21 protein-coding genes and 3 pseudogenes are annotated in these 17,665 nt (G+C 56.0%); 6 read left to right on the top strand and 18 right to left on the bottom strand.

Annotation, left to right across the window (positions count from 1 at the left end):
* The first annotated feature begins 99 nt into the window (after nt 1-99).
* The 4 genes and pseudogenes from SLW75_RS27180 to SLW75_RS27165 form a co-directional block, all read left to right on the top strand.
* Nucleotides 100-1,314 carry an MFS transporter gene (locus SLW75_RS27180; RefSeq protein ID WP_368957481.1) on the top strand — a complete coding sequence of 405 codons (1,215 nt, stop codon included), beginning with the start codon at nt 100-102 and terminating at the stop codon, nt 1,312-1,314.
* Nucleotides 1,315-1,350: 36 nt separating this feature from the next.
* Entirely contained in the window at nt 1,351-2,343 is a 993-nt protein-coding gene (locus tag SLW75_RS27175; RefSeq protein ID WP_410935961.1) for an alpha/beta fold hydrolase, read from the top strand.
* A 13-nt stretch (nt 2,344-2,356) separates the two neighbouring features.
* A complete protein-coding gene (locus tag SLW75_RS27170) occupies nt 2,357-2,869 on the top strand; it encodes a VOC family protein (protein WP_122662287.1) in 513 nt (170 codons plus the stop codon).
* A 479-nt stretch (nt 2,870-3,348) separates the two neighbouring features.
* Nucleotides 3,349-3,921, top strand: a pseudogene (locus SLW75_RS27165) (tyrosine-type recombinase/integrase); the annotation flags it as partial.
* 80 nt (nt 3,922-4,001) lie between these two features.
* Here the strand turns inward: SLW75_RS27165 and SLW75_RS27160 are convergent.
* The 10 genes from SLW75_RS27160 to SLW75_RS27115 all read right to left on the bottom strand — a co-directional run bounded on the left by SLW75_RS27160 (nt 4,002) and on the right by SLW75_RS27115 (nt 8,416).
* Nucleotides 4,002-4,583, bottom strand: coding sequence for a hypothetical protein (locus SLW75_RS27160; protein WP_410935960.1), 582 nt, complete (start codon nt 4,581-4,583; stop codon nt 4,002-4,004).
* A 10-nt stretch (nt 4,584-4,593) separates the two neighbouring features.
* Nucleotides 4,594-5,070 carry a GNAT family N-acetyltransferase gene (locus tag SLW75_RS27155; RefSeq protein WP_032703295.1) on the bottom strand — a complete coding sequence of 159 codons (477 nt, stop codon included), beginning with the start codon at nt 5,068-5,070 and terminating at the stop codon, nt 4,594-4,596.
* Nucleotides 5,071-5,086: 16 nt separating this feature from the next.
* Nucleotides 5,087-5,350: a hypothetical protein gene (locus SLW75_RS27150; protein ID WP_410935959.1), complete on the bottom strand. Its 264-nt coding sequence runs from the start codon at nt 5,348-5,350 to the stop codon at nt 5,087-5,089.
* 216 nt (nt 5,351-5,566) lie between these two features.
* On the bottom strand, nt 5,567-5,839 hold the full coding sequence (locus SLW75_RS27145) for a hypothetical protein (protein WP_410935958.1): 273 nt from the start codon (nt 5,837-5,839) through the stop codon (nt 5,567-5,569).
* Nucleotides 5,840-5,900: 61 nt separating this feature from the next.
* Complete coding sequence (locus SLW75_RS27140; protein WP_410935957.1) at nt 5,901-6,278, bottom strand: hypothetical protein; 378 nt, start codon at nt 6,276-6,278, stop codon at nt 5,901-5,903.
* Between the two features lie 109 nt (nt 6,279-6,387).
* The gene (locus SLW75_RS27135) at nt 6,388-6,675 is read right to left on the bottom strand and encodes a ribbon-helix-helix domain-containing protein (protein ID WP_369307368.1); all 288 of its coding nucleotides are present in this window, start codon (nt 6,673-6,675) and stop codon (nt 6,388-6,390) included.
* Nucleotides 6,665-7,315, bottom strand: a complete 651-nt coding sequence (locus tag SLW75_RS27130; RefSeq protein ID WP_410935956.1) for an AAA family ATPase — start codon at nt 7,313-7,315, stop codon at nt 6,665-6,667. Before SLW75_RS27130 ends, SLW75_RS27135 begins: the two co-directional genes overlap by 11 nt.
* Nucleotides 7,316-7,358: 43 nt before the next feature.
* Nucleotides 7,359-7,580 (bottom strand): hypothetical protein, encoded by a 222-nt coding sequence (locus SLW75_RS27125; RefSeq protein ID WP_410935955.1) that lies wholly within the window; start codon nt 7,578-7,580, stop codon nt 7,359-7,361.
* Nucleotides 7,581-7,605: 25 nt separating this feature from the next.
* Nucleotides 7,606-8,016 (bottom strand): hypothetical protein, encoded by a 411-nt coding sequence (locus SLW75_RS27120; protein ID WP_410935954.1) that lies wholly within the window; start codon nt 8,014-8,016, stop codon nt 7,606-7,608.
* 112 nt (nt 8,017-8,128) lie between these two features.
* Nucleotides 8,129-8,416: a hypothetical protein gene (locus SLW75_RS27115; RefSeq protein WP_410935953.1), complete on the bottom strand. Its 288-nt coding sequence runs from the start codon at nt 8,414-8,416 to the stop codon at nt 8,129-8,131.
* 336 nt (nt 8,417-8,752) lie between these two features.
* On the opposite strand from SLW75_RS27115, the gene SLW75_RS27110 reads away from it, so the two are divergent.
* Nucleotides 8,753-9,112 carry a hypothetical protein gene (locus tag SLW75_RS27110; protein WP_410935952.1) on the top strand — a complete coding sequence of 120 codons (360 nt, stop codon included), beginning with the start codon at nt 8,753-8,755 and terminating at the stop codon, nt 9,110-9,112.
* A gap of 135 nt (nt 9,113-9,247) precedes the next feature.
* Here SLW75_RS27110 and umuC read toward each other — a convergent pair.
* The 5 genes and pseudogenes from umuC to SLW75_RS27085 all read right to left on the bottom strand — a co-directional run.
* Nucleotides 9,248-10,414, bottom strand: a pseudogene (gene umuC / locus SLW75_RS27105) (translesion error-prone DNA polymerase V subunit UmuC); the annotation flags it as partial.
* A 210-nt stretch (nt 10,415-10,624) separates the two neighbouring features.
* Complete coding sequence (locus SLW75_RS27100) at nt 10,625-12,244, bottom strand: methyl-accepting chemotaxis protein (protein ID WP_410935951.1); 1,620 nt, start codon at nt 12,242-12,244, stop codon at nt 10,625-10,627.
* Between the two features lie 464 nt (nt 12,245-12,708).
* A pseudogene (locus SLW75_RS27095) lies at nt 12,709-12,828 on the bottom strand (hypothetical protein); the annotation flags it as partial.
* Entirely contained in the window at nt 12,815-13,261 is a 447-nt protein-coding gene (locus tag SLW75_RS27090) for a LexA family protein (RefSeq protein ID WP_410935950.1), read from the bottom strand. The gene SLW75_RS27090 and the pseudogene SLW75_RS27095, both read right to left, overlap by 14 nt.
* 48 nt (nt 13,262-13,309) lie before the next feature.
* On the bottom strand, nt 13,310-13,555 hold the full coding sequence (locus SLW75_RS27085) for a DUF1654 domain-containing protein (RefSeq protein WP_410935949.1): 246 nt from the start codon (nt 13,553-13,555) through the stop codon (nt 13,310-13,312).
* Between the two features lie 182 nt (nt 13,556-13,737).
* On the opposite strand from SLW75_RS27085, the gene SLW75_RS27080 reads away from it, so the two are divergent.
* Entirely contained in the window at nt 13,738-14,307 is a 570-nt protein-coding gene (locus tag SLW75_RS27080) for a PBECR2 nuclease fold domain-containing protein (protein ID WP_410935948.1), read from the top strand.
* A gap of 923 nt (nt 14,308-15,230) precedes the next feature.
* Here the strand turns inward: SLW75_RS27080 and SLW75_RS27075 are convergent.
* The 3 genes from SLW75_RS27075 to SLW75_RS27065 all read right to left on the bottom strand — a co-directional run bounded on the left by SLW75_RS27075 (nt 15,231) and on the right by SLW75_RS27065 (nt 17,534).
* Nucleotides 15,231-16,022, bottom strand: coding sequence for a hypothetical protein (locus tag SLW75_RS27075; RefSeq protein ID WP_410935980.1), 792 nt, complete (start codon nt 16,020-16,022; stop codon nt 15,231-15,233).
* Between the two features lie 392 nt (nt 16,023-16,414).
* A complete protein-coding gene (locus SLW75_RS27070) occupies nt 16,415-16,795 on the bottom strand; it encodes a hypothetical protein (protein ID WP_410935947.1) in 381 nt (126 codons plus the stop codon).
* A gap of 211 nt (nt 16,796-17,006) precedes the next feature.
* On the bottom strand, nt 17,007-17,534 hold the full coding sequence (locus tag SLW75_RS27065; RefSeq protein WP_410935946.1) for a hypothetical protein: 528 nt from the start codon (nt 17,532-17,534) through the stop codon (nt 17,007-17,009).
* Nucleotides 17,535-17,665: the final 131 nt, after the last annotated feature.

The raw sequence follows: 17,665 nt of genomic DNA, 5'->3' as shown, positions 1-17,665 counted from the left end.
TCTGGGGCTTATGAATACTATAGTGGGAGATAACGTAAATATCCATGCCGTCAGGTTGCGCTCTGCACGGCAGCCACTACGCCAATCGCGAGGAAAATCATGCAGCCCTCCCCATCTCAAAGCCTGTCCAACGAGGCTACTGCCAGGAACTCCGGACTACCCATCGCGGCACTGGCTGGCCTAGCCGCCGCAGGCTTTCTATGCATCGTCACTGAGACACTACCCGCCGGTTTGTTGCCCAGCATCGCCTCTGGCCTTCAGATCTCTGAAGCTATTGCAGGGCAGCTTGTCGCGATATACGCACTTGGATCGCTGTTGGCGGCAATCCCACTCACCAGTCTGACCCAAGGTTTGCGCCGTAGGCCTGTCTTGCTGGCAACGATCATCTGCTTCGTTGTCGGCAACACGTTGACCGCGATGGCTGAGTCAATCGGTGTCGTGCTGATCGCACGGTTCATAGCAGGATGTGCGGCAGGATTGGCGTGGGGAATACTTGCGGGGTACGCCCGCAGCATCGTACGTCCCGAACAGACTGGGGCGGCAATGGCGGTCGCGATGGTAGGTGTGCCCCTGGCGCTATCACTGGGTGTTCCGCTGGGGACGTTCCTGGGGAGCTTGGTAGGGTGGCGTGGATCGTTCCTCATTCTATCGGCACTTGCTGTCATGTTGATCGGTTGGATCATGGTGAAGGTTCCAGATGCTCCTGGCCGAACAGGCGACAACCGCCCCTCGCTCATAGGCGTCATCAGAACTAAGGGCATCCTGCCGATCCTTCTTGTCATTCTGGCCTGGATGACTGCCCACAACATTCTCTATACCTACATCGCGCCGTTCTCGACTGCCTCGCAATCGCGGGTCGATCTAGTCCTGCTGGCGTTCGGAATAAGTTCGCTTGCTGGCATATGGGTAGTCGGGCGTTGGGTTGACCGGATGCTCCGCATGATGGTGCTTGCATCGATCGGTTCGTTCGCATTAACCGCTGTACTCTTGAGTATCGCTGGAGAGCAGAGCATCGCGGTCTATTTGAGCGCCGTCGTCTGGGGCCTAGGTTTTGGCGGAGCGGGCGCCATGATGCAGACAGCGTCAGCTGATGCCGCCGGCGATGGCGTCGACTTAGCCCAGGCCATGGTAACAACTGCATGGAACCTGGCAATCGCGGCCGGCGGAGCTGTTGGCGGAGCTCTCCTTACGCAAGGTGGTACGTCCATGCTGCCGCCCGCTGTCGCCATTCTCGCACTGCTAGCTTTTGTGATAGCACTGGCAGCACGTCGCTATGCCTTTCCTCCCGGTAGTCGCGCTCAACAAGATCGCTGATCGCCCAATCATTTATCGTCCCACTAGGTGAAAAATATGAAGCTCCACGCAATTGCACTAGCCGTTGCTGCGCTCGCTATGGGTGTAACTCAGGCCAACGCAGCACAGATCAATCCTGCACCGCCTCCAGCTGTCAGCGCCCAACAGGCAGAGTTTCCGACACCCGAAGGTTTTACCAGCGCCTACGAGACTGTTGACGGTGGGAAGTTGCATTTCGTACGTGGCGGCAAAGGCCCCCTTGTGATGCTTGTCCACGGCTTCGGCCAGACATGGTATGAGTGGAGTAGCCTCATGCCGCAACTCGCAGAACGCTATACGGTCGTAGCAGTAGACCTGCCAGGTCTTGGCCTGTCAGCGCCGCCGAAAACTACTTACACTGGAGTGGATGTTTCGGAGTATCTGCACAAGCTTGCCAAGCGGATCAGTGCGGACAAGCCCTTCTACCTTGTTGCCCACGATATTGGTATCTGGAACAGCTACCCAATGGTTGCCCGCCATCCTGGGGACATCGTGAAGGCTGCGTTCATCGAAGCGACCATTCCTGACGACACTCTCTATTCGCTGCCAGCCTTCGTCGCGACCGGGGAGGCACCTGGATGGCATCACAGTTTCTTCGCAGCCTCCGGTCAGCTGGCCGACGCAATGGTCAAAGGAAACGAGCGATTGTTTCTGACGCATTTCATTCGTCACCATGCCAGCAACCAAGCGGTGTTCACTGACGAACTGGTAGACCGTTACGTGCGGTCATACTCTAAGCCCCAGACCTTCCACCATGCATTTGAATATTATCGTGCGCTTCCCCAATCGATTAAGCAGAACGAGAAGCTGGTGGCTACTAAGCTGACAATGCCTGTACTCGCGGTTGGCGGTGGGGGTAACGGCGGGTTCGGTGCTCAGCAGCCTGAGAACATCCGCCGCTACGCCACTAACGTTGAATCGCACGTGTTGCCAGATTGCGGCCATTGGGTTCCAGAGGAGTGCGCTCCAGCGTTGAACCCTTTGATCAACTCCTTCTTGGGTCGACCATAGGTGGGAATGCTGAATGTCTAGCAATGTACGTGGCATAGATCATATAGGCATAACGGTTCCAGACATCGAGGCAGCAACCCGGTTCTTTCACGAGGCCTTCGATGCAGCTATCGTCTACGACACAGTGGTCGATGGCCAACCGCGTCGCCCCCCCGAAGAACTTGCCGCAACGGTAGCGCTGAAAGAAGAGCAAAGAATCGTGGCGACTCGCATGATTCGTCTCGGTGAAGGTGCCAACATCGAATTGTTTGAGATCGAAGGTGCAGCACCGGGCGTCGATGGAATAGGCTCCATGGGGCTTCAGCACTTCGCCGTTTACTGTGATGATCTTGCCCAGGTGCTCCATCGTGTCTTGGCTGCAGGAGGTACTCCGCTTCGCGGGCCGAACGCACTTTTTGGTATCGAAAAAGGAACAGGCAATTCTATGCATTATGTCCGAGCGCCATGGGGCTCGTTGATAGAGTTGATCTCCATCCCAACCGCTACAGGGCCGAGCTGCGAGGTAGATCGTTGGAAACCTTCTTGAGCTAGATTTCGTCCAAACAATCAGCCTGCAAGCATTTCTTGATTCAGGCTCGTGCAACTATGGCTTTGAAGCTGTTCGCCAGCTTGTACCGAGCGACAGCATGACGGTCACCGGGAAGCCGTTGCTGTCGCAGGCGAGCTGTATTTTGGTGATCAATGTGCCTCGGCTATGGCCGAGGCAGTGGTGTTGTAGCTGTTGTCTATGGCACTGTAAGCGATGGCCGATCTCAGAGATTATCTAAAAATCAAGTTGTGACGGCGGCGGTTGAAATACTTCTAGGAATCTAGGTTGACGCTCACGGCCCCGGCACGGCTGTCGTGAACCAAACCATTACTTCGCTTGTGTCTTGACCCTTCAGACTTCCATCTCCGCGCCTGCATGCTCCGCTTGCCATAATCACCTTACGTACGAGGCGGCGATGAGCGACCCTAGGCTTACGAGGTCACCGAGGGGAAAATGGTGTGGTCAAGGTGTATCTACCGGACGCTTACGATCACCAGGCTAAAGCCCTGCTCGATGCGCCAGATCCGGACACGCTCAAAGGCAAGCGCGATCGGGCGCTTCTGGCGGTGCTGCTGTACCACGGGCTACGCCGCGAAGAGGCTGCGCAGCTGATGCTCGCCGACCTGCAGGAGCGTCGAGGCATCAAGCACCTGCGCATCCACGGCAAGGGCGGCAAGCTGCGCTTTCTGCCGTTGCATCCGGTGGCCGCTGAACGCATCTACATCTACTTGGAAGCGTCCGGCCTTGATCAGCAGGACGGCAAGACTCCCCTCTTCCACCCGCTGCGCGGCCGCACAACGGGCGCAGGGATCAGCGCCGATGGCATCTATGCGGTGGTGGGGCACTATGCCAAGGCTGCAGGGATAGAGGTTGCGGGACTGGGCGTACACGGACTACGCGCAACGGCAGCAACCAATGCCCTGGAGCACGAGGCGGATATCGCCAAGGTGCAGGCCTGGCTGGGCCACGCCAATATCAGCACGACGCGGATCTACGATCGCCGGCAGAACCGGCCAGAGGATTCACCCACGTTCAGGGTGAAGTATTGAGGTGTGTGCAGCGCTGATCGCTCTCGGTCTTCCCGCTGGCCGATCTTCATGGCGTCGTTTCCCTCAATCTTTCCCGCAGACTACGGCTGCAGTATGACCCCGCCCGGACCGGCCGATCCGGGAAACTGCAGGCCCATACTGCTGACGGACTCGATAACCTCACACGCCAAGCCGGCCACGTGGTCGCGGACCTGCTGCAGGTAGGCAATATCAATGGGCGTCGCGAAGATGTTCAGTTTTTTATCGACGAACATTGGCAGCGACTTGCCTTCGCCGTCCGGCACCTGCCAGGAACCATGGCACAGCACGCTACGCAACTTGGCAGCACGCCCCAGATCCCCAATCAACTGCTCAGGATTATTGACTGGCAGCTTATGGTGATTTTTCAGCACTTCGTCATATTCACGGATGAAGTTTCCGAGAGGATCGAACAAAGCCCGCTCAAGTTGGCCAGGCCACTTGCTATACGCTTGCTCAAGCTCATCGTGGCCATACTCACGCGTCGCAGACAGAGCGAAGATGGCACGACCCAAAACTTCCTCCAGGAAGCCGTAGGTGGCCACGGCCCGACCCAGATTCTCCCAGAACTCGCTCGAATGCCGGTGAGTAGGATAGTCGGATGGCAGTTGTTCCCGATCGATTCGCTTATGCTCTTGACTCACGTTTTTTCCTTCAACACTTTATGAGTCGAGTGAACGCTAGAGCAGGCTCACCGGAGACGTTATCGGTCGTAGCGATTGGGCTTGTAGAAAAGAACCGTTTTGCGACCCCAATGGAAGCTACGTTGGCAGTTCCTACCACAGCCTCAAGATAGAACTGTGTTACACCAAACCGCGCGAGACCTTTGCTGAGTTCATCCAGCCCTTGCTGAAGTACCTCAACAGCCCAGCCTCTTCCCCGGTACGTTTCCGGCACTGCATAGCCCACCTGAAAGCATCCTTCGCCCTCGATCTGGTCCACGCTGACGAACATAGCCATTGCTTTAACTCGGCCATGTTCGATCCGGGCATAGGTGTACCTGGCATGTCCGTTCTGTTCATCAACCACGACCCGAACTGAAGGATAATTTTCCGTGGGGTGCGTGGGCATTCCCTTGCGAATTTCAGCTTGGAGACTAATGAGTGCTTGTAGTGGGTCAGTCATTGTCATAAAAACTTTTCCTCGATTACTCAGCGGCTGCCCCGTCTACAATGTCCAGCTCGATCCCTCGCATCAAATCCAGCCAGTCAAAGAACGCTTTCGGGGCTTCGTAGTAAGCGGCCATTTGTTCCACCTTTGACAGCTCAATCAATGGACTGGAAGGTTTAACAGCTATGCCAGCCAGCTCGTAGATCGCAGCCTGGATCAAAGCTTTGTTGTCGGGGCTGGTACTGGACCAATCGGCAGACTGCAGAGCCACAATCAGTGCAGTTTTCTTCAGTTCATTCATGGCCTTCTTTCCTACCTCAGAACAGCCAATCGAGTGAGATATCACGTTGATCACGTGGACGATCCTGCGTCGCTGGGCGATCAAACTCTTCACGGCAGGGATCGCACAAGGTGTAGCAAACGCCGGCCGTCGTGTAGCTTCTGGCCGTTGGCTGCTGCGTACTGCAGCGATCACAGCAAAGACAAAGCGGGATCATCGGCATCGTAGTTTTCCTCGTTACCTGGACAAATGGGCCAGCGCTCTCTCTCTGGCGTAAACCAGCGCTGTAAAGAACAACCAAAGGACAGCCACAACCGCTGCACGGATGTTCAAGTCAAACGGTAGACCTCGCGCCCAACTGACGATCAAAATCATGGCCGCTGTACCAATGCCAACAAACATGATCGCCTGCCAGCTACGGTTCGGAAGCCAGCGCCAATACCATCTATTGGCGACTGCCAATCGCTCCGATTCAATCTGGTCTTTACGCTGCTTGCGTGGGTTGCTCATGGCACGTTTCCTATAAGTCATACATACAACAGACCTTGCCACTGCGCTCCACTTGAACACGTTAGGACTTCGATCTGCCTTGTTTGGAATAACCAAGCCGGTACAAAAGCTCGCTCCAGCTTTCACCTGGATAAGCCTGCTTTGCTAACTCGGCTCGTTCCGAGGCCGGGATCGATTTCAGCTTGGGGTGCCGGTCTTCAAATGCAGCCCATCTTTGATGTGTCCCAACGTTTGCCCGATCAACAATGGTTAACGAGTAGAGGGGGTCGATTGACTCCATCCAATCGTCATCCGCAGCAGAACCGTCTTCTCCGGCCACGGCCTCGAGCATTTGCAACAATGAAGTGACTCGACGCTCCTGCTCGATCCTTTTCACTTCCTGCTGATATGCCTCTGCTTCAGCGTTGAACTCGCGATATAGATCATCTGGATCGTCCAAAGATCTTCCCTCCCCTGACTTACCAATATCAGCCCATAACCTACCGTCGCAAGCAGAATTACTAATTAATAACCAACAATTATTAATTATTAACCATCAGCATGGATACTCACTGCGCTTTAAATCCCTGGGCCTCTAAAGCGCTTCTGATGAGGGCGCTGACCGTTCTGTTAGGCATTCCTCCACGCTTGTTTGCGCGCACAACGTCCTCGATCTGTTCAATCATGCTGGGAGGCAAACTCACCGAAATGGGAACGGCTTTCCTTTTGTCGGGAGCCCGCACTTGAGGCTGGGAGCCATAAGGTTTATCGGCCAGCTCACTCGCTAAACGCTCCGATTCTTCCTGGCTAACATTCGCTTTCTTAGTAGCCGTTTCGCTCGATTTCTTAACGGCCATGGAACACCTCGTTCAGAAGCTCTTTGATTTCGTTAGCGGCATCACGATTTTTCCCTTCTAACACTGACGTCCCAAATGGAATCGAATCCTTATAGGCTTTTCGGTAAAACCCGACTGAGTTTAGGGGTTGAATTTCAGGAAACTCAGAGAGAAATTCCAGAAACTCCTTCCGCTCCGTTTTTCGGACTGACGGGTTCGGCGACGCCATGGATTGGTAGGCGAACGTCTTGAGGTTTGGGTTCAGATCCCGGCACCTCAGTACCTGTTCCTGCAGCTCGCCAAGCGTGTCCAGGTCAAGCTGGCTGCATTGGTTAGGAGCAATGATGACGTCCGCGACAACGGCGCCCGTGATGAGCTCACGCGAGTTTCTTCCAGCTACGTCCACAATGACGTAATCGAATTTCTCACTCAGCGTCCTCAAAGTGACCGTGATGTTGTCTCGCTTTTCCAGCAGGGTAATTTTAGGCGTGATGTTTGACGCCTCGCGTTCGGCGTACCACTTCGACGCGCTTCGTTGTGGATCTGCATCGACCAGGCACACGTCTTTACCTTCCATTGCCAATCCGACTGACAAATTGACCGCGGTTGTGGTCTTGCCAACGCCGCCCTTATTTCCACCAACGATTACGATATCGCCCATACAAGCCTCTGAATATTAATTCACAATTGTGAATTACTAAATATTAATTAATATTAGCAAATGCCCGGCTTTTGTCCAACATCGACATCAACGCTTCAGCGACGCAGGCAGGGGCAATCTCACCGGCATATTGCTTGAGCCAGTAGCGGTATTTGGGGTTGGTGAGTTCGCGCAGCAGTAAAGGGCGCGCTGTGATACATTTCACGTCGGGCATGATTTTTCCACCAGGTTTAATTGTGTTCACGCTGGGGGTGGTTGCTGCCATTCCCCGGCACTTTTCTCGATCTTTCTCATCCCATGAAGGCAATGACCTTCACGATTTCCTGTGGCACCCGGCCAGTCAAAATCAGGAAATTTCGCCAGATCTCATACGGTATGTCTTGGCTACCTTCCTTAAATTTTCGAATTCTCCGATCAGACGCTAGCTTGAGTAAGCTGGCCAATTTCTTGTCCGTGTCGTAGGCCTCGAAGTGCGACTGAAAATGGCGAAAATATGCCCGCACGACCTCAGGATGCGGGGGTTCCCACCCCTCGTGCTTGCGCAGTAGGTGTGCCCGCGAATACAACGACTCATCTATCTCGTGCTGACTGGGCAGGTGCGGAGCTTTTAGATTAGCCTCAAGCTGCTTCATGGCCTCTTGGGTAGCCATCTCGAAGATCAACCGTTGTTGCCCTGGTATGTCCGGTAAGTCAATTTTCATATCCTCCTCCATCAGCTCGCTATTCATAATTACTAATTACTAATTACTAATTACTAATTAACTCGGCTCGTTTTCCGCAGCATCAGAGAATGGGGCCGTGAGGCCCCTCCCCTTACCGTGGCGACAGCTCGATCCGCTGAACGTCTGAAACACGGATGTTGACCAAACTCAGCGTCCCTGTTGCTAACCTTTTCCAGTAACCAGATTGATGCACATGCACCAATGAGTAGAAAAGGAAGTCAGGGAGAAGGATGTCTACACGGTTCACCAGTATGCCGATGTGTTCAGGATTGAACTCTCGTACTGGCGCTCCACATCGATCCGCTGAGCCCCGGCGGGTAATCCAAAAATGAGCTTCTGGAAAATCCGTCCGAATGGTCGCTACATCTGAAAGTCTCATCTCGTTCCTCGCGGTGGCAACGGCTAGCCTCCTCAGGTTCGAGTGGCTCTCTGCGTGCCACCAACGAAGACATAATAGGCCCATATGGGCCTATTTGCAAGCGAAGAATAGGCCTATTTGGGCCTTAATTAATAGTAATTAATAAATATGAATTAGCAATTATTAACTGCACGGCCTGAACAAACGCAGGGGAGGGGAGGATCCTTTTCGACCTGCTTAATAGTCGTTATAGTTGGACACGGACAGAAGATCGTCCGAGAGACCACGCCACAAGCCCGCCCACCGAGCGGGCTTTTTGCTAACCTGCGCACCTTCACCTATGGAGATCCGCGCAGCATGAAAGCAAAGCCTGTAATTATCGGCGCCGTCGCCGTTGCCCTCGTGGCGTTCTTTGTCTACGACATGATTAAAAAAGACGAGCACGCGCTCGAGCGCCTCAGCGATCGCGTAAATATCAAGGTCGATTGCGACATCAAAAAAATAGACGGGAAGCGCTGGGGGGTGTGCCGCTACAAGAACGACGCGATCGCGAGCGTGTGGCTCTACCGAAAAGATGTGTGGGTCGCAGCCAACGGCAACGCGCGCGAGGTCGTGAATCAGATTATGAACGCGGCGGATACGCAAAACCTGCCTCCCGTAATGACCGACTATCAGTCGCCGCCAACGATGCCGCGCGATCTACAAGAGGCAGAATAACCAGACACAAAAAAGCCCCAACGCCGCAAAGCAGTGGGGCTTTTTTTGGTGCGCAAGTTGAGCTTGCACTGATCGTAAGGCTCAGCGCCAAAGACTTCAGCGAGCGCTGCAGGGCACAAGCCAGACGGTGATCGATCAATTGGCCTTTGCAATCCACAACTGATCGAGGCGAGTGGTGAAACTCTGACTCATCAGCTCTCGTCGCATCGCCCAGTCCGGATCCGCCGGCACACTTGCAGCGCGCAGCGTGCCACGGCCCCAACGCTCGTTGATTTCATCGAGCACGCCCATGATGCGATCGGCCGTCGCCGGCTGGACCTGGGCAAACAGATCGTCGGTGAATTCACCTGGCTGACGCAGATCCATCAGCAGCACCTCGGCCTTGCTGTAGCGATAACCAGGACGAAACAAACGATCCAGCGCCTGGACCGCGGCCTTGGTCATCAGCCGCACGTCGTTGGTAGGGTAGGGCAGTTCCACCAGTGCGCCATTGGCGTACTTGGCTTCGTCGGGGTTGAACATGCCGGTGCGGATGCTGACGCGGACCTTCTTGCACAGCGAGTTCTGCGCGCGCAGCTTCTCCGCTGCGCGTTGCATGTAGGTGGCCACCGCTTCGCGAATAGGCTCAATCTCACTCAACCGCTTGCCGAACATCCGACTGCAGCAGATTTCCTGCTTTGGGGGTTCAGCATCAGCCAGCTCCAGGCACGACACGCCGGCCAGCTCACGGGCAGTCTTCTCGATCACCACGCTGAACTTACGGCCGAGCATTGTTGGGTCAGCCTGGGCCAGGTCCATGGCCTTCTTGATGCCCATGGCTTCTAGGTGAGCCTTCATGCGTTTGCCGACACCCCAGACATCTCCGACGTCGCAGCGCTTTAGCACCCAGTCGCGCTTAGCCGGGTCGCAGATGTCTACAACGCCGCCGGTTTGGTTCTGCAGCTTCTTGGCGGTGTGGTTGGCCAGCTTGGCCAGGGTCTTGGTATGCGCGATCCCCACACCCACGGGAATGCCGGTGTGCATCAGCACCTTGCTGCGGATCTGCCGCCCGAACTGGGTTAGGTCGCCCGATATGCCGGTCAGGTCGGCAAATTTTTCATCGATGCTGTAGGTTTCCGAATCCGGCACCATCGACTCGATGACGCTCATCACTCGCTCGGAGATATCGCCGTACAACGCGTAGTTGCTGCTAAACGCGACGATGCCGTGCCGGCGCAGCAGATCCTTGATCTGAAAATACGGCGCGCCCATCTTCACGAATGGTTTGGCATCGTAACTACGGGCAATCACACAGCCATCGTTGTATCTGAATGATCTTAACTGTTAGGCGTATCTAGGTACCTGATTTTAGAGGATTACTTTCTACTAACGCTTTTACACCATTCACCTCGTCTAGCATAGAAATGTCACCATACGAACGCGTCTACCAGCGGCGGCAACCGACTGATCTGTTGAAAAGTCTGCCATGGTTCCCACGGCAGAAAATGACGCGTTTGCCATCGTCGACCCGTATTAGTTACCTAACCGCGAAATCACGTCGTTCAACCCCGCCGACAACACATGCAGATCCTGACTCGCGGTTTGCGTGCGCTGGACGTTGTCCTGGTTGGTGGTGGCAATGGCAGTGATTTCCGTCAGGTTGCGGGAGATGTCTTCGGCCACGGACGTTTGCTCTTCCGCCGCCGTCGCGATCTGGCGGTTCATGTCACGGATGGCTTCCACGGCACTGGTAATGCGTTCCAGCGAGGAGCCTGCCAGCGCCACCTGATCGACGCTTTCCTGACTGCGTGCCTGTCCGCTTTCAATGGCCAGCGCAGCGTCAACGGCGCCGGTCTGCACCGAGCTGATGATCTGGTTGATTTCCGCCGTCGAGGCCGCCGTGCGCTGGGCCAGCGTGCGCACTTCATCGGCGACCACCGCAAAACCGCGCCCGGCATCGCCGGCACGGGCCGCTTCGATGGCCGCGTTCAGCGCCAGCAGGTTGGTCTGCTCGGCGATGCCGCGAATCACTTCCAGCACCTTGCCGATCCGCCCGCTGTCGGTTTCCAGACGGCGAATGACATTGGCGGTGTTGCTGATTTCGGTGCGCATCTGGGTGATGGCGGTGATGGTCGCGCCCATGACCTTGCTGCCTTCCTGGGAACTGCGGTCCGCTTCGTCAGCGGCCTGTGCAGCCTGGGCCGCATGGCGGGCAACTTCCTGGGCCGTGGCGGACATTTCGGTCATCGCCGTCGCCACCTGGTCGGTGCGCTCGAACTGCTCGTGGGTGCCCTGGGCCATCAGCGCGGCAATCGCTTTCAGCTCGCCGCCGGCACTGTCCAGGTCAGTGGTGCTGCGCTTGAGGCGGGTGAAGGTGTCGGCGAGGAAATCCCGCAGGGTATTGGCCGCAACGGCCAGACGCCCCAGTTCATCCTGGCGGGTGATGCTGACACGGCCGCTGAACTTGCCCTGACTCAACTGCGCAACATATTCGATGAGCATGCTGATCGGTGCGACGATGTTGCGGTTGACCACCCACAGCGTCAGCACGCCGACCAGCAACGCCGAGGCGAGCATGAACAGCGTGCCGATCAGGATGGTCTGGTCGGCAGTGCTGCTAAGGATTTTCGACTGTTCGTCACTCTGTTTGCGCAGACCCGCCACCAGGTCGGTCATCTGCTCGCTGGCCGCGCGGTCGACGCCTTTCACGGCCAAGTCACCGGCGACCGGGTCATCACCGGAAGCGATGTAGGCGTCACGGCCCGTGCGATACGCGGCACCCAATGTACGGTGCTCGGAGCGCAGGGCATCGACCTGGGTCTTGGTCGCGCTATCAAGGCCATTCATGGCGCTCAATTGCCCGAGCGTGTCCTGCACCTGACGTTCGTGGTCTTCGAACTGCGCCCAGAATTTATCGCGATCGGCCGGCTGCTTGCCGCGCAACAGCACGTTTTTCCATTCCTGCACCTGAACCTTAAATTGCAGGTTGGCCTGATCGACCAGTTGCGAGGCGTGCAACGGCCCCTCAAGCAGACCGCGATAGGCGTGTACGTTGCTGGACAGGAACTGGAAACACGCAAGGGCAATCAGCACGACCAGCACGAGGCTGCCGCTGAGCAGCGCGAGGATCTGCAATCTGAGGGATTTCGACATATGGGGATCTCAAAAGGGAGGACAACCTGCTCCGGGGGATCACCCGGAGTTTTTTGCGGCTTGCCACATCCCTGTGCCATCGCATCGGACCTACCCGAAAACGAGGGCCTACCTAGTCTGATTCGGCATCGGTCGGCAATTCTAAAAGGCGATCGTAATGCTTACGACAGGCGGTTGAGGATAAATAAGAAAAATGTTCAGACAGGCACGATCCGTGATGCCGGTCTTTGTAGCAGGACCGAACGCAGCCAGCGCAACTGGGTCAGCGTGTGGCCGATTCAATCGGGCGTTCTGCCACTGGTTAGGCAAGTGCCAACAGACTCTGAGTAGACCATAAGGCGTTACCTAACGAGCCAAAGCTACACCACCCGGCTCGATCAGCGTTGAGTTGTGAAAGCTCAGTGGAGCGAGGTCCAGAGCAGGCTTAAGCTCCCCCGGCTCTAACTAACAGTTTGCTCCCTCAGATCGTTGTTGCTCAGGACGACGATCGGGACCTTGGCCAGGTCCGGACGAAACACACGCTCGCAGCTCGCATAAAAGCTGTTGCAGTCGATCAGCGCAAAGACAGGCTCAAGTTTTTTCATGATCGCGAATGCTGTAGCGAACCACACCCCAGATGGCCAGCTCGTCGCATTCCATAACGTGTCGAGCCGGGTACCGAGAATTTTCCGACTGCAGCATCACATGGTCGTCGCGCATGTAGAGCCGTTTGCATACGGGCTCATCGTTCAATGCAGCAATGACGATATCGCCATGCTCTGCGTACCGACTACGGTCGACGATCACCAGGTCGCCAGTAAAGATCCCGGCACCTTCCATGCTGTCGCCCTCGATCTTCACCAGGTACACGTGCGGCGCCCGAATCTCGAACAGCTCATCAAGCGACAGATGCTTCTCGATGTGATCGGCCGCTGGGGAGGGGAAACCGGCAGGCACCTGGAAAGAGTAGAGCGGCATCTTGCTGGCTCCTTCCTGCAGCTGTCTCAAAATCGAATAAGCCGTGCCGTAACCCTGCATCAGGTGGAAAAAAAACCCGCACAGGGCGGGCCGAAAAAAAGTCTCGCGTCAGTCGTCTTTAACAACCGTCCAGAACACCTGGACACCTCCATCATCCCGATGGGCCACCGTCACGTTATCGGCATCATCCAGCTCTTCGAGGATCTGCGACCAATCGTCCGCGCAGTCGTCAGGCAAACGTTCCAAAATCGCGTATTTGCGCTTCTGCGACATAGGGTTGTTAACTGCCTTCTGGAGCCTGATTGCTAGCAGCTCGTAGGACGTTGGAGGTCGAGGCGCGGATGCCTTTGCCATGGGACGAAGCTCAATTAACTGTATGCGTGTACAGTACATTAGAGCTTTACAGCGCGACAAGATGCCAGCGCTCATTCTCGACGAACAACCCGCCAAGCTGAACGCGTTGGTACACGGAAGGACTGTCAGCTGAGGCCGCCATTCTTCATGAGTGCGAAACACGTTTTTTTGGGCGTGGCACAATGATCGTCCAACCACCCATTTTAGAGCGCCGACGTTTGAGCACGGACACTGTGCCAGCATCCAGTATTTCAGAAGTCAAAGGCCAACCCACTTGGCTGGACAACAACCTACCCGATTTGCGTACGTTACCGCGTGAGATGCGCACGCAAGCAATCGAAGAGGTCGTAGCGGCCACCAGTCATGAGGATGCTATCCAGGTTACTGCGCATCATCTTGGGTTCATTGATGCCGCGATCTCTTCTTTAACGGTGGAAACACCTTTAGGCGAAGTGGCCATCCGCCGAGGCAGTCTGTACCACATCGTTGAGAAGCGGATGGATGCGCGTGAACGATACGTCAGGCTGGCTTTGGACACGCTTACTGGTCCACTGGAGGTGTGGAGGGTCGCCTTCACAGATGGTACTGATCGCTTGGCGTTCATCGGAGCGTATGAGTCAAAGCGTCAAATGCTTGTCAGTGTGGCAATCATAGACGGTCAGACGCTTTGGAATTTTATGCACACCGACGCCAAATCGCTCAACAAGCATCGCCACGGAGAGCTGCTGTATAGGCGTTACAGTCTTGTCTAGCGGACAAAGAAAAGGGCTACTGATCACAGTAGCCCTTGAAGGTATGCTTGATATTCATTTTCACGCCCTCAAGCAGGGGTGTGGAGGTCTCACCCTACGCCGATGTTCAGCCATCGCCGGGGTTCCTACGCCAGTCATTGCCGCTGAAGGCCACTGGTTTCGCGCTCGCGTCTATAGTCGATCTTCATAATAACTATGTCAACCAAATTTGATGAATGGCCGAGTGTTTACAGGGGGTTTTCAGCTTCTAGGTGATAGTTTATTTGAAGCTGCGTACTGGATCAGACCCTTGGCATCTATGACTTTAGAGGGAACTGAAATCTCAAAATGCATGCCTTCACCGAAGGCACATAGCGGCATTTGTGGTTAGTGTTCCTTTCATAAGCCAGCGCGCACACGCGCCCGGTTGAGCACTCGGCCGGCTTGCCGGTCGGGGGCGATTTATCCGGGTCTTAGCGCCCGCAGGGTGGCCGTAGGCCAGGGCAGGGCAGCTTTATCGCCCTGGGCCGCTTAGACGGGCTTTCTTTGAATCTTGAGGCAGCGTTACCGCGCCGTGCCGAAGGCACGAAGTGCGCGGTGCATTACTGCTGTTCGAGGTGTTTCACCTCGGAAAGCTCTTTTTAATCCCGAAGGGGTTAACTGGAGGGGGAATAAAATTCCATCTAATCTAAATCATCCACAGGCGGTGCCTGCTCCTGCGTGGCCACCTCTCTAAAAGGGCTCGACTGGGGGGCAAATCGACGCTCTGCGCAGCGCTTTTTTCATCAACTGAGCACAGCTCGATCACCAGCATGTTTCGGCTCGAATTACAGGCGAGCGTAAGCCTCCGCGTGAGCAGATACGAGAAAAGGTGCAGGCATCTACAGCCCTCCCGCTCGGTTCCCGAGTGGGGACGTAGCTCTGCCGATCAGATCACCAGCGAATCAGCTGCCGGCGGGTTTCCGGGTGAGCATGGCGCCAATGGCCTTCAGCGCTTGGTGACCGGTCATACGTTCGGGAAGAATGTCGGGCTCAGGCAGTTTTGCAGCAGCTGCAGCCTGTTGCGGCAGGGCTAGCTGCGCTTGCGCTGGATCACGTGCGTCACGGGCTTCCTTGGCCTGCCAGCGCTTGCGAGAGATCGTGCGGCGCTGCAGATCCAGGGAATGACGTTCGATTTCAGCCATGCGGCGCTGACCAATCTCGCGCAACTGCACATCGCGGCGCTTCTTGGCTGCGTTCTGCACGCGCTCATAGACGTAGCGCAGGCCTAGATCGGCCCAGAACTGCTTGGTAAACCGGATGAGCACGCGGGTGCGCACCAGGTGCAGCCCGTATTCGTCCTTTTCGTCGAGGCGTATGCGCTCGATGCGGCGGTAGACGTAGCCGGCAGCTTCTAGGGTTTTGAACAAACGGCACAGCGCCGGCGCTGAGATAGTGCCGGCGTCCTCGGCGATGTTGCGCTGGGTGTTAAGGACGTAGCGGCCGTTTTCGGGATCGATGTAGCCCAGAACACTGTTGGCCAGATCCAGGCGCACCAGCAGCTGCTCGGCTACGCGCTCGATCGCCTGAAAGACCTCGACGCGGGTACGCCGATCGCCATGCACTGAATCCAGTTCGCGCAGGTACTGGCCACGGTAGGCGACCATGTTGCTCAGTCGCTCGTAGGCCGAACGGATCAGAGGATTGCGCAGTTGCTTTTCAGTGAGGTGACGAACAGTGGCATAGCGTGCCGGCATTTGCCGGGCGGATCTACGCAGGGCGGAATGAGGGTCAGCAGGATTGAGTTTTACAACAGTTAGATTGCGCTTCATGCCTCACCGCCAAAACGCCGAGGTTCAGACGATGGGGGAAACGTTGGGGGGAGAGGGGGGGTGAAATCCGAGGGGACGACCGTGTGTTTTGGATCCGTTAGGTCGATCTTTGTTTTAATCATGATCAGATAAGCGCCGTTCAGCGGCGAGCTAGTGATTATTAGCTTTCTGCAACTTGCACGAAGCCGCAGTGCGCGCCATAATCGGCTCACCAAATGTGTGGAGAACAGGTCTCTACCGTCGAAAGTTGAAGGACCTGTTCTGGATTGTCCAAAAAGCCCGGTTACCAGCCGGGCTTTTTGGTTTCTGCGATTCTGTTATGCCACTTTGAGTTTCGCCTCGTTAAAACCTACACGCTCAACGTCCGCAACTACCGCTTCAAGGCTCTTATAGATCTTGTAGCGATCAGTACGCGCAACGGCCATGTACTCCTGCGATCCATCGTCTCGATCAACCAGAAGAATCCAACCACCAGGTTCCATAGGCGCAGGGGCGATGAAGGCATTCTTCAGAGCACCAGTCCGGTACAGCTTGCGCATTCCTGATAGATCCACGGCCATTACACCCTCGAACCTGCGAAAAAATTCCCTGTTACGATATTCCGGACTGCATGAAAAAGCAAATTCATGCAGCAAAACTGAGTCTTCGACGTAGCAAACCCATCGGCATATCGCAGGAAACCAGGTTTTCATGAGCATGGATTTCGCTCATTCGGGTGTGGTCATTCGGAGAGAATCGGCCAAAACAACTTTCGACTTGTTGAAAGGGCACAGTGGCTGCGTCCTCGTGCGACAGAAATCTAGGGGCCTACGCCCGTCAATGATTGCAAGCCACCCGGCAGGCGTTCCCGAAGGATCGCCGACCGGGCGCGTGAGGATGGTCACTTCGCGTCGAGAGAACTGCGTTTGATCAATCCTGACTCATGCCAGGTTCATCATCGTCCGTGGTCATCGGCGCCGAAGTTGCGGTTATAGGGGCTTGTGGCTCCGCTTCCTGACGTTCTGGTGCTGTCGGCTCTGCAGCCCACTCCCGACGATGCGTGGTTTTCTCGGTCACCGTGCCGTCCGCAGCCACTTCCTGCACCACCACCGGCTGCGTCCCCAAGTCCTCCAAGCGCAGTTGCTCGCCAGGTTTAACGCCGGCGTGCTCCATCGCTTCTGCCAACGCCACGCCCCAGAGCGTGCGCTCGCCGGCGTCGGTCTTGAGTGTGACGAAGTAGCTGAGCCGTTGATCACTGAACACCGAGCGTCTGAGTGCGAAGTACTGCGAGTTCAAGCGGCGCAGCGCGTGGCGCTGCGCGGGTAACAACTGCTGTTGCTCTGCCTGCCGGCTGAGATAGGCGGCGACCGTCGAAGCGCTGCGGCTGGCCGTCAGCGCCTTGATCGAGGGAAGCTTGATTCCCAAAGGCTCGTTACGGCGACGGGAAGGTTCGAACAACCGCTGACCGTGACGCTGAATGTCAGAGACGGAAGGGATGCGATGGGGGTTGCGAGCGAAAGGAGGAAGCGAGTGATTTGTGGCACGTTTCTGCGGGTTTGAAGCTTTGCTGCGTGTCGCAGTGCCGGCAC

Origin of the sequence: Pseudomonas sp. W5-01 (assembly GCF_046540435.1) — a bacterium.
In the GTDB taxonomy this organism is placed as follows: Bacteria; Pseudomonadota; Gammaproteobacteria; order Pseudomonadales; family Pseudomonadaceae; genus Aquipseudomonas; species Aquipseudomonas graminis_B.
Note: the sequence above shows the minus strand (reverse complement) of the source record. Positions and strands in the feature narration are given on the sequence as shown.

What these genes read in the sequence shown, in the direction of transcription:
- SLW75_RS27180 (WP_368957481.1), top strand. Translation starts at nt 100, where the DNA reads ATGCAGCCCTCCCCATCTCAAAGCCTGTCCAACGAGGCTACTGCCAGG.
- SLW75_RS27175 (WP_410935961.1), top strand. Translation starts at nt 1,351, where the DNA reads ATGAAGCTCCACGCAATTGCACTAGCCGTTGCTGCGCTCGCTATGGGT.
- SLW75_RS27170 (WP_122662287.1), top strand. Translation starts at nt 2,357, where the DNA reads ATGTCTAGCAATGTACGTGGCATAGATCATATAGGCATAACGGTTCCA.
- SLW75_RS27155 (WP_032703295.1), bottom strand. Translation starts at nt 5,070, where the DNA reads ATGACAATGACTGACCCACTACAAGCACTCATTAGTCTCCAAGCTGAA.
- SLW75_RS27150 (WP_410935959.1), bottom strand. Translation starts at nt 5,350, where the DNA reads ATGAATGAACTGAAGAAAACTGCACTGATTGTGGCTCTGCAGTCTGCC.
- SLW75_RS27145 (WP_410935958.1), bottom strand. Translation starts at nt 5,839, where the DNA reads ATGAGCAACCCACGCAAGCAGCGTAAAGACCAGATTGAATCGGAGCGA.
- SLW75_RS27135 (WP_369307368.1), bottom strand. Translation starts at nt 6,675, where the DNA reads ATGGCCGTTAAGAAATCGAGCGAAACGGCTACTAAGAAAGCGAATGTT.
- SLW75_RS27130 (WP_410935956.1), bottom strand. Translation starts at nt 7,315, where the DNA reads ATGGGCGATATCGTAATCGTTGGTGGAAATAAGGGCGGCGTTGGCAAG.
- SLW75_RS27125 (WP_410935955.1), bottom strand. Translation starts at nt 7,580, where the DNA reads ATGGCAGCAACCACCCCCAGCGTGAACACAATTAAACCTGGTGGAAAA.
- SLW75_RS27120 (WP_410935954.1), bottom strand. Translation starts at nt 8,016, where the DNA reads ATGAAAATTGACTTACCGGACATACCAGGGCAACAACGGTTGATCTTC.
- SLW75_RS27115 (WP_410935953.1), bottom strand. Translation starts at nt 8,416, where the DNA reads ATGAGACTTTCAGATGTAGCGACCATTCGGACGGATTTTCCAGAAGCT.
- SLW75_RS27110 (WP_410935952.1), top strand. Translation starts at nt 8,753, where the DNA reads ATGAAAGCAAAGCCTGTAATTATCGGCGCCGTCGCCGTTGCCCTCGTG.
- SLW75_RS27100 (WP_410935951.1), bottom strand. Translation starts at nt 12,244, where the DNA reads ATGTCGAAATCCCTCAGATTGCAGATCCTCGCGCTGCTCAGCGGCAGC.
- SLW75_RS27090 (WP_410935950.1), bottom strand. Translation starts at nt 13,261, where the DNA reads ATGCAGGGTTACGGCACGGCTTATTCGATTTTGAGACAGCTGCAGGAA.
- SLW75_RS27085 (WP_410935949.1), bottom strand. Translation starts at nt 13,555, where the DNA reads ATGGCAAAGGCATCCGCGCCTCGACCTCCAACGTCCTACGAGCTGCTA.
- SLW75_RS27080 (WP_410935948.1), top strand. Translation starts at nt 13,738, where the DNA reads ATGATCGTCCAACCACCCATTTTAGAGCGCCGACGTTTGAGCACGGAC.
- SLW75_RS27075 (WP_410935980.1), bottom strand. Translation starts at nt 16,022, where the DNA reads ATGCCGGCACGCTATGCCACTGTTCGTCACCTCACTGAAAAGCAACTG.
- SLW75_RS27070 (WP_410935947.1), bottom strand. Translation starts at nt 16,795, where the DNA reads ATGCTCATGAAAACCTGGTTTCCTGCGATATGCCGATGGGTTTGCTAC.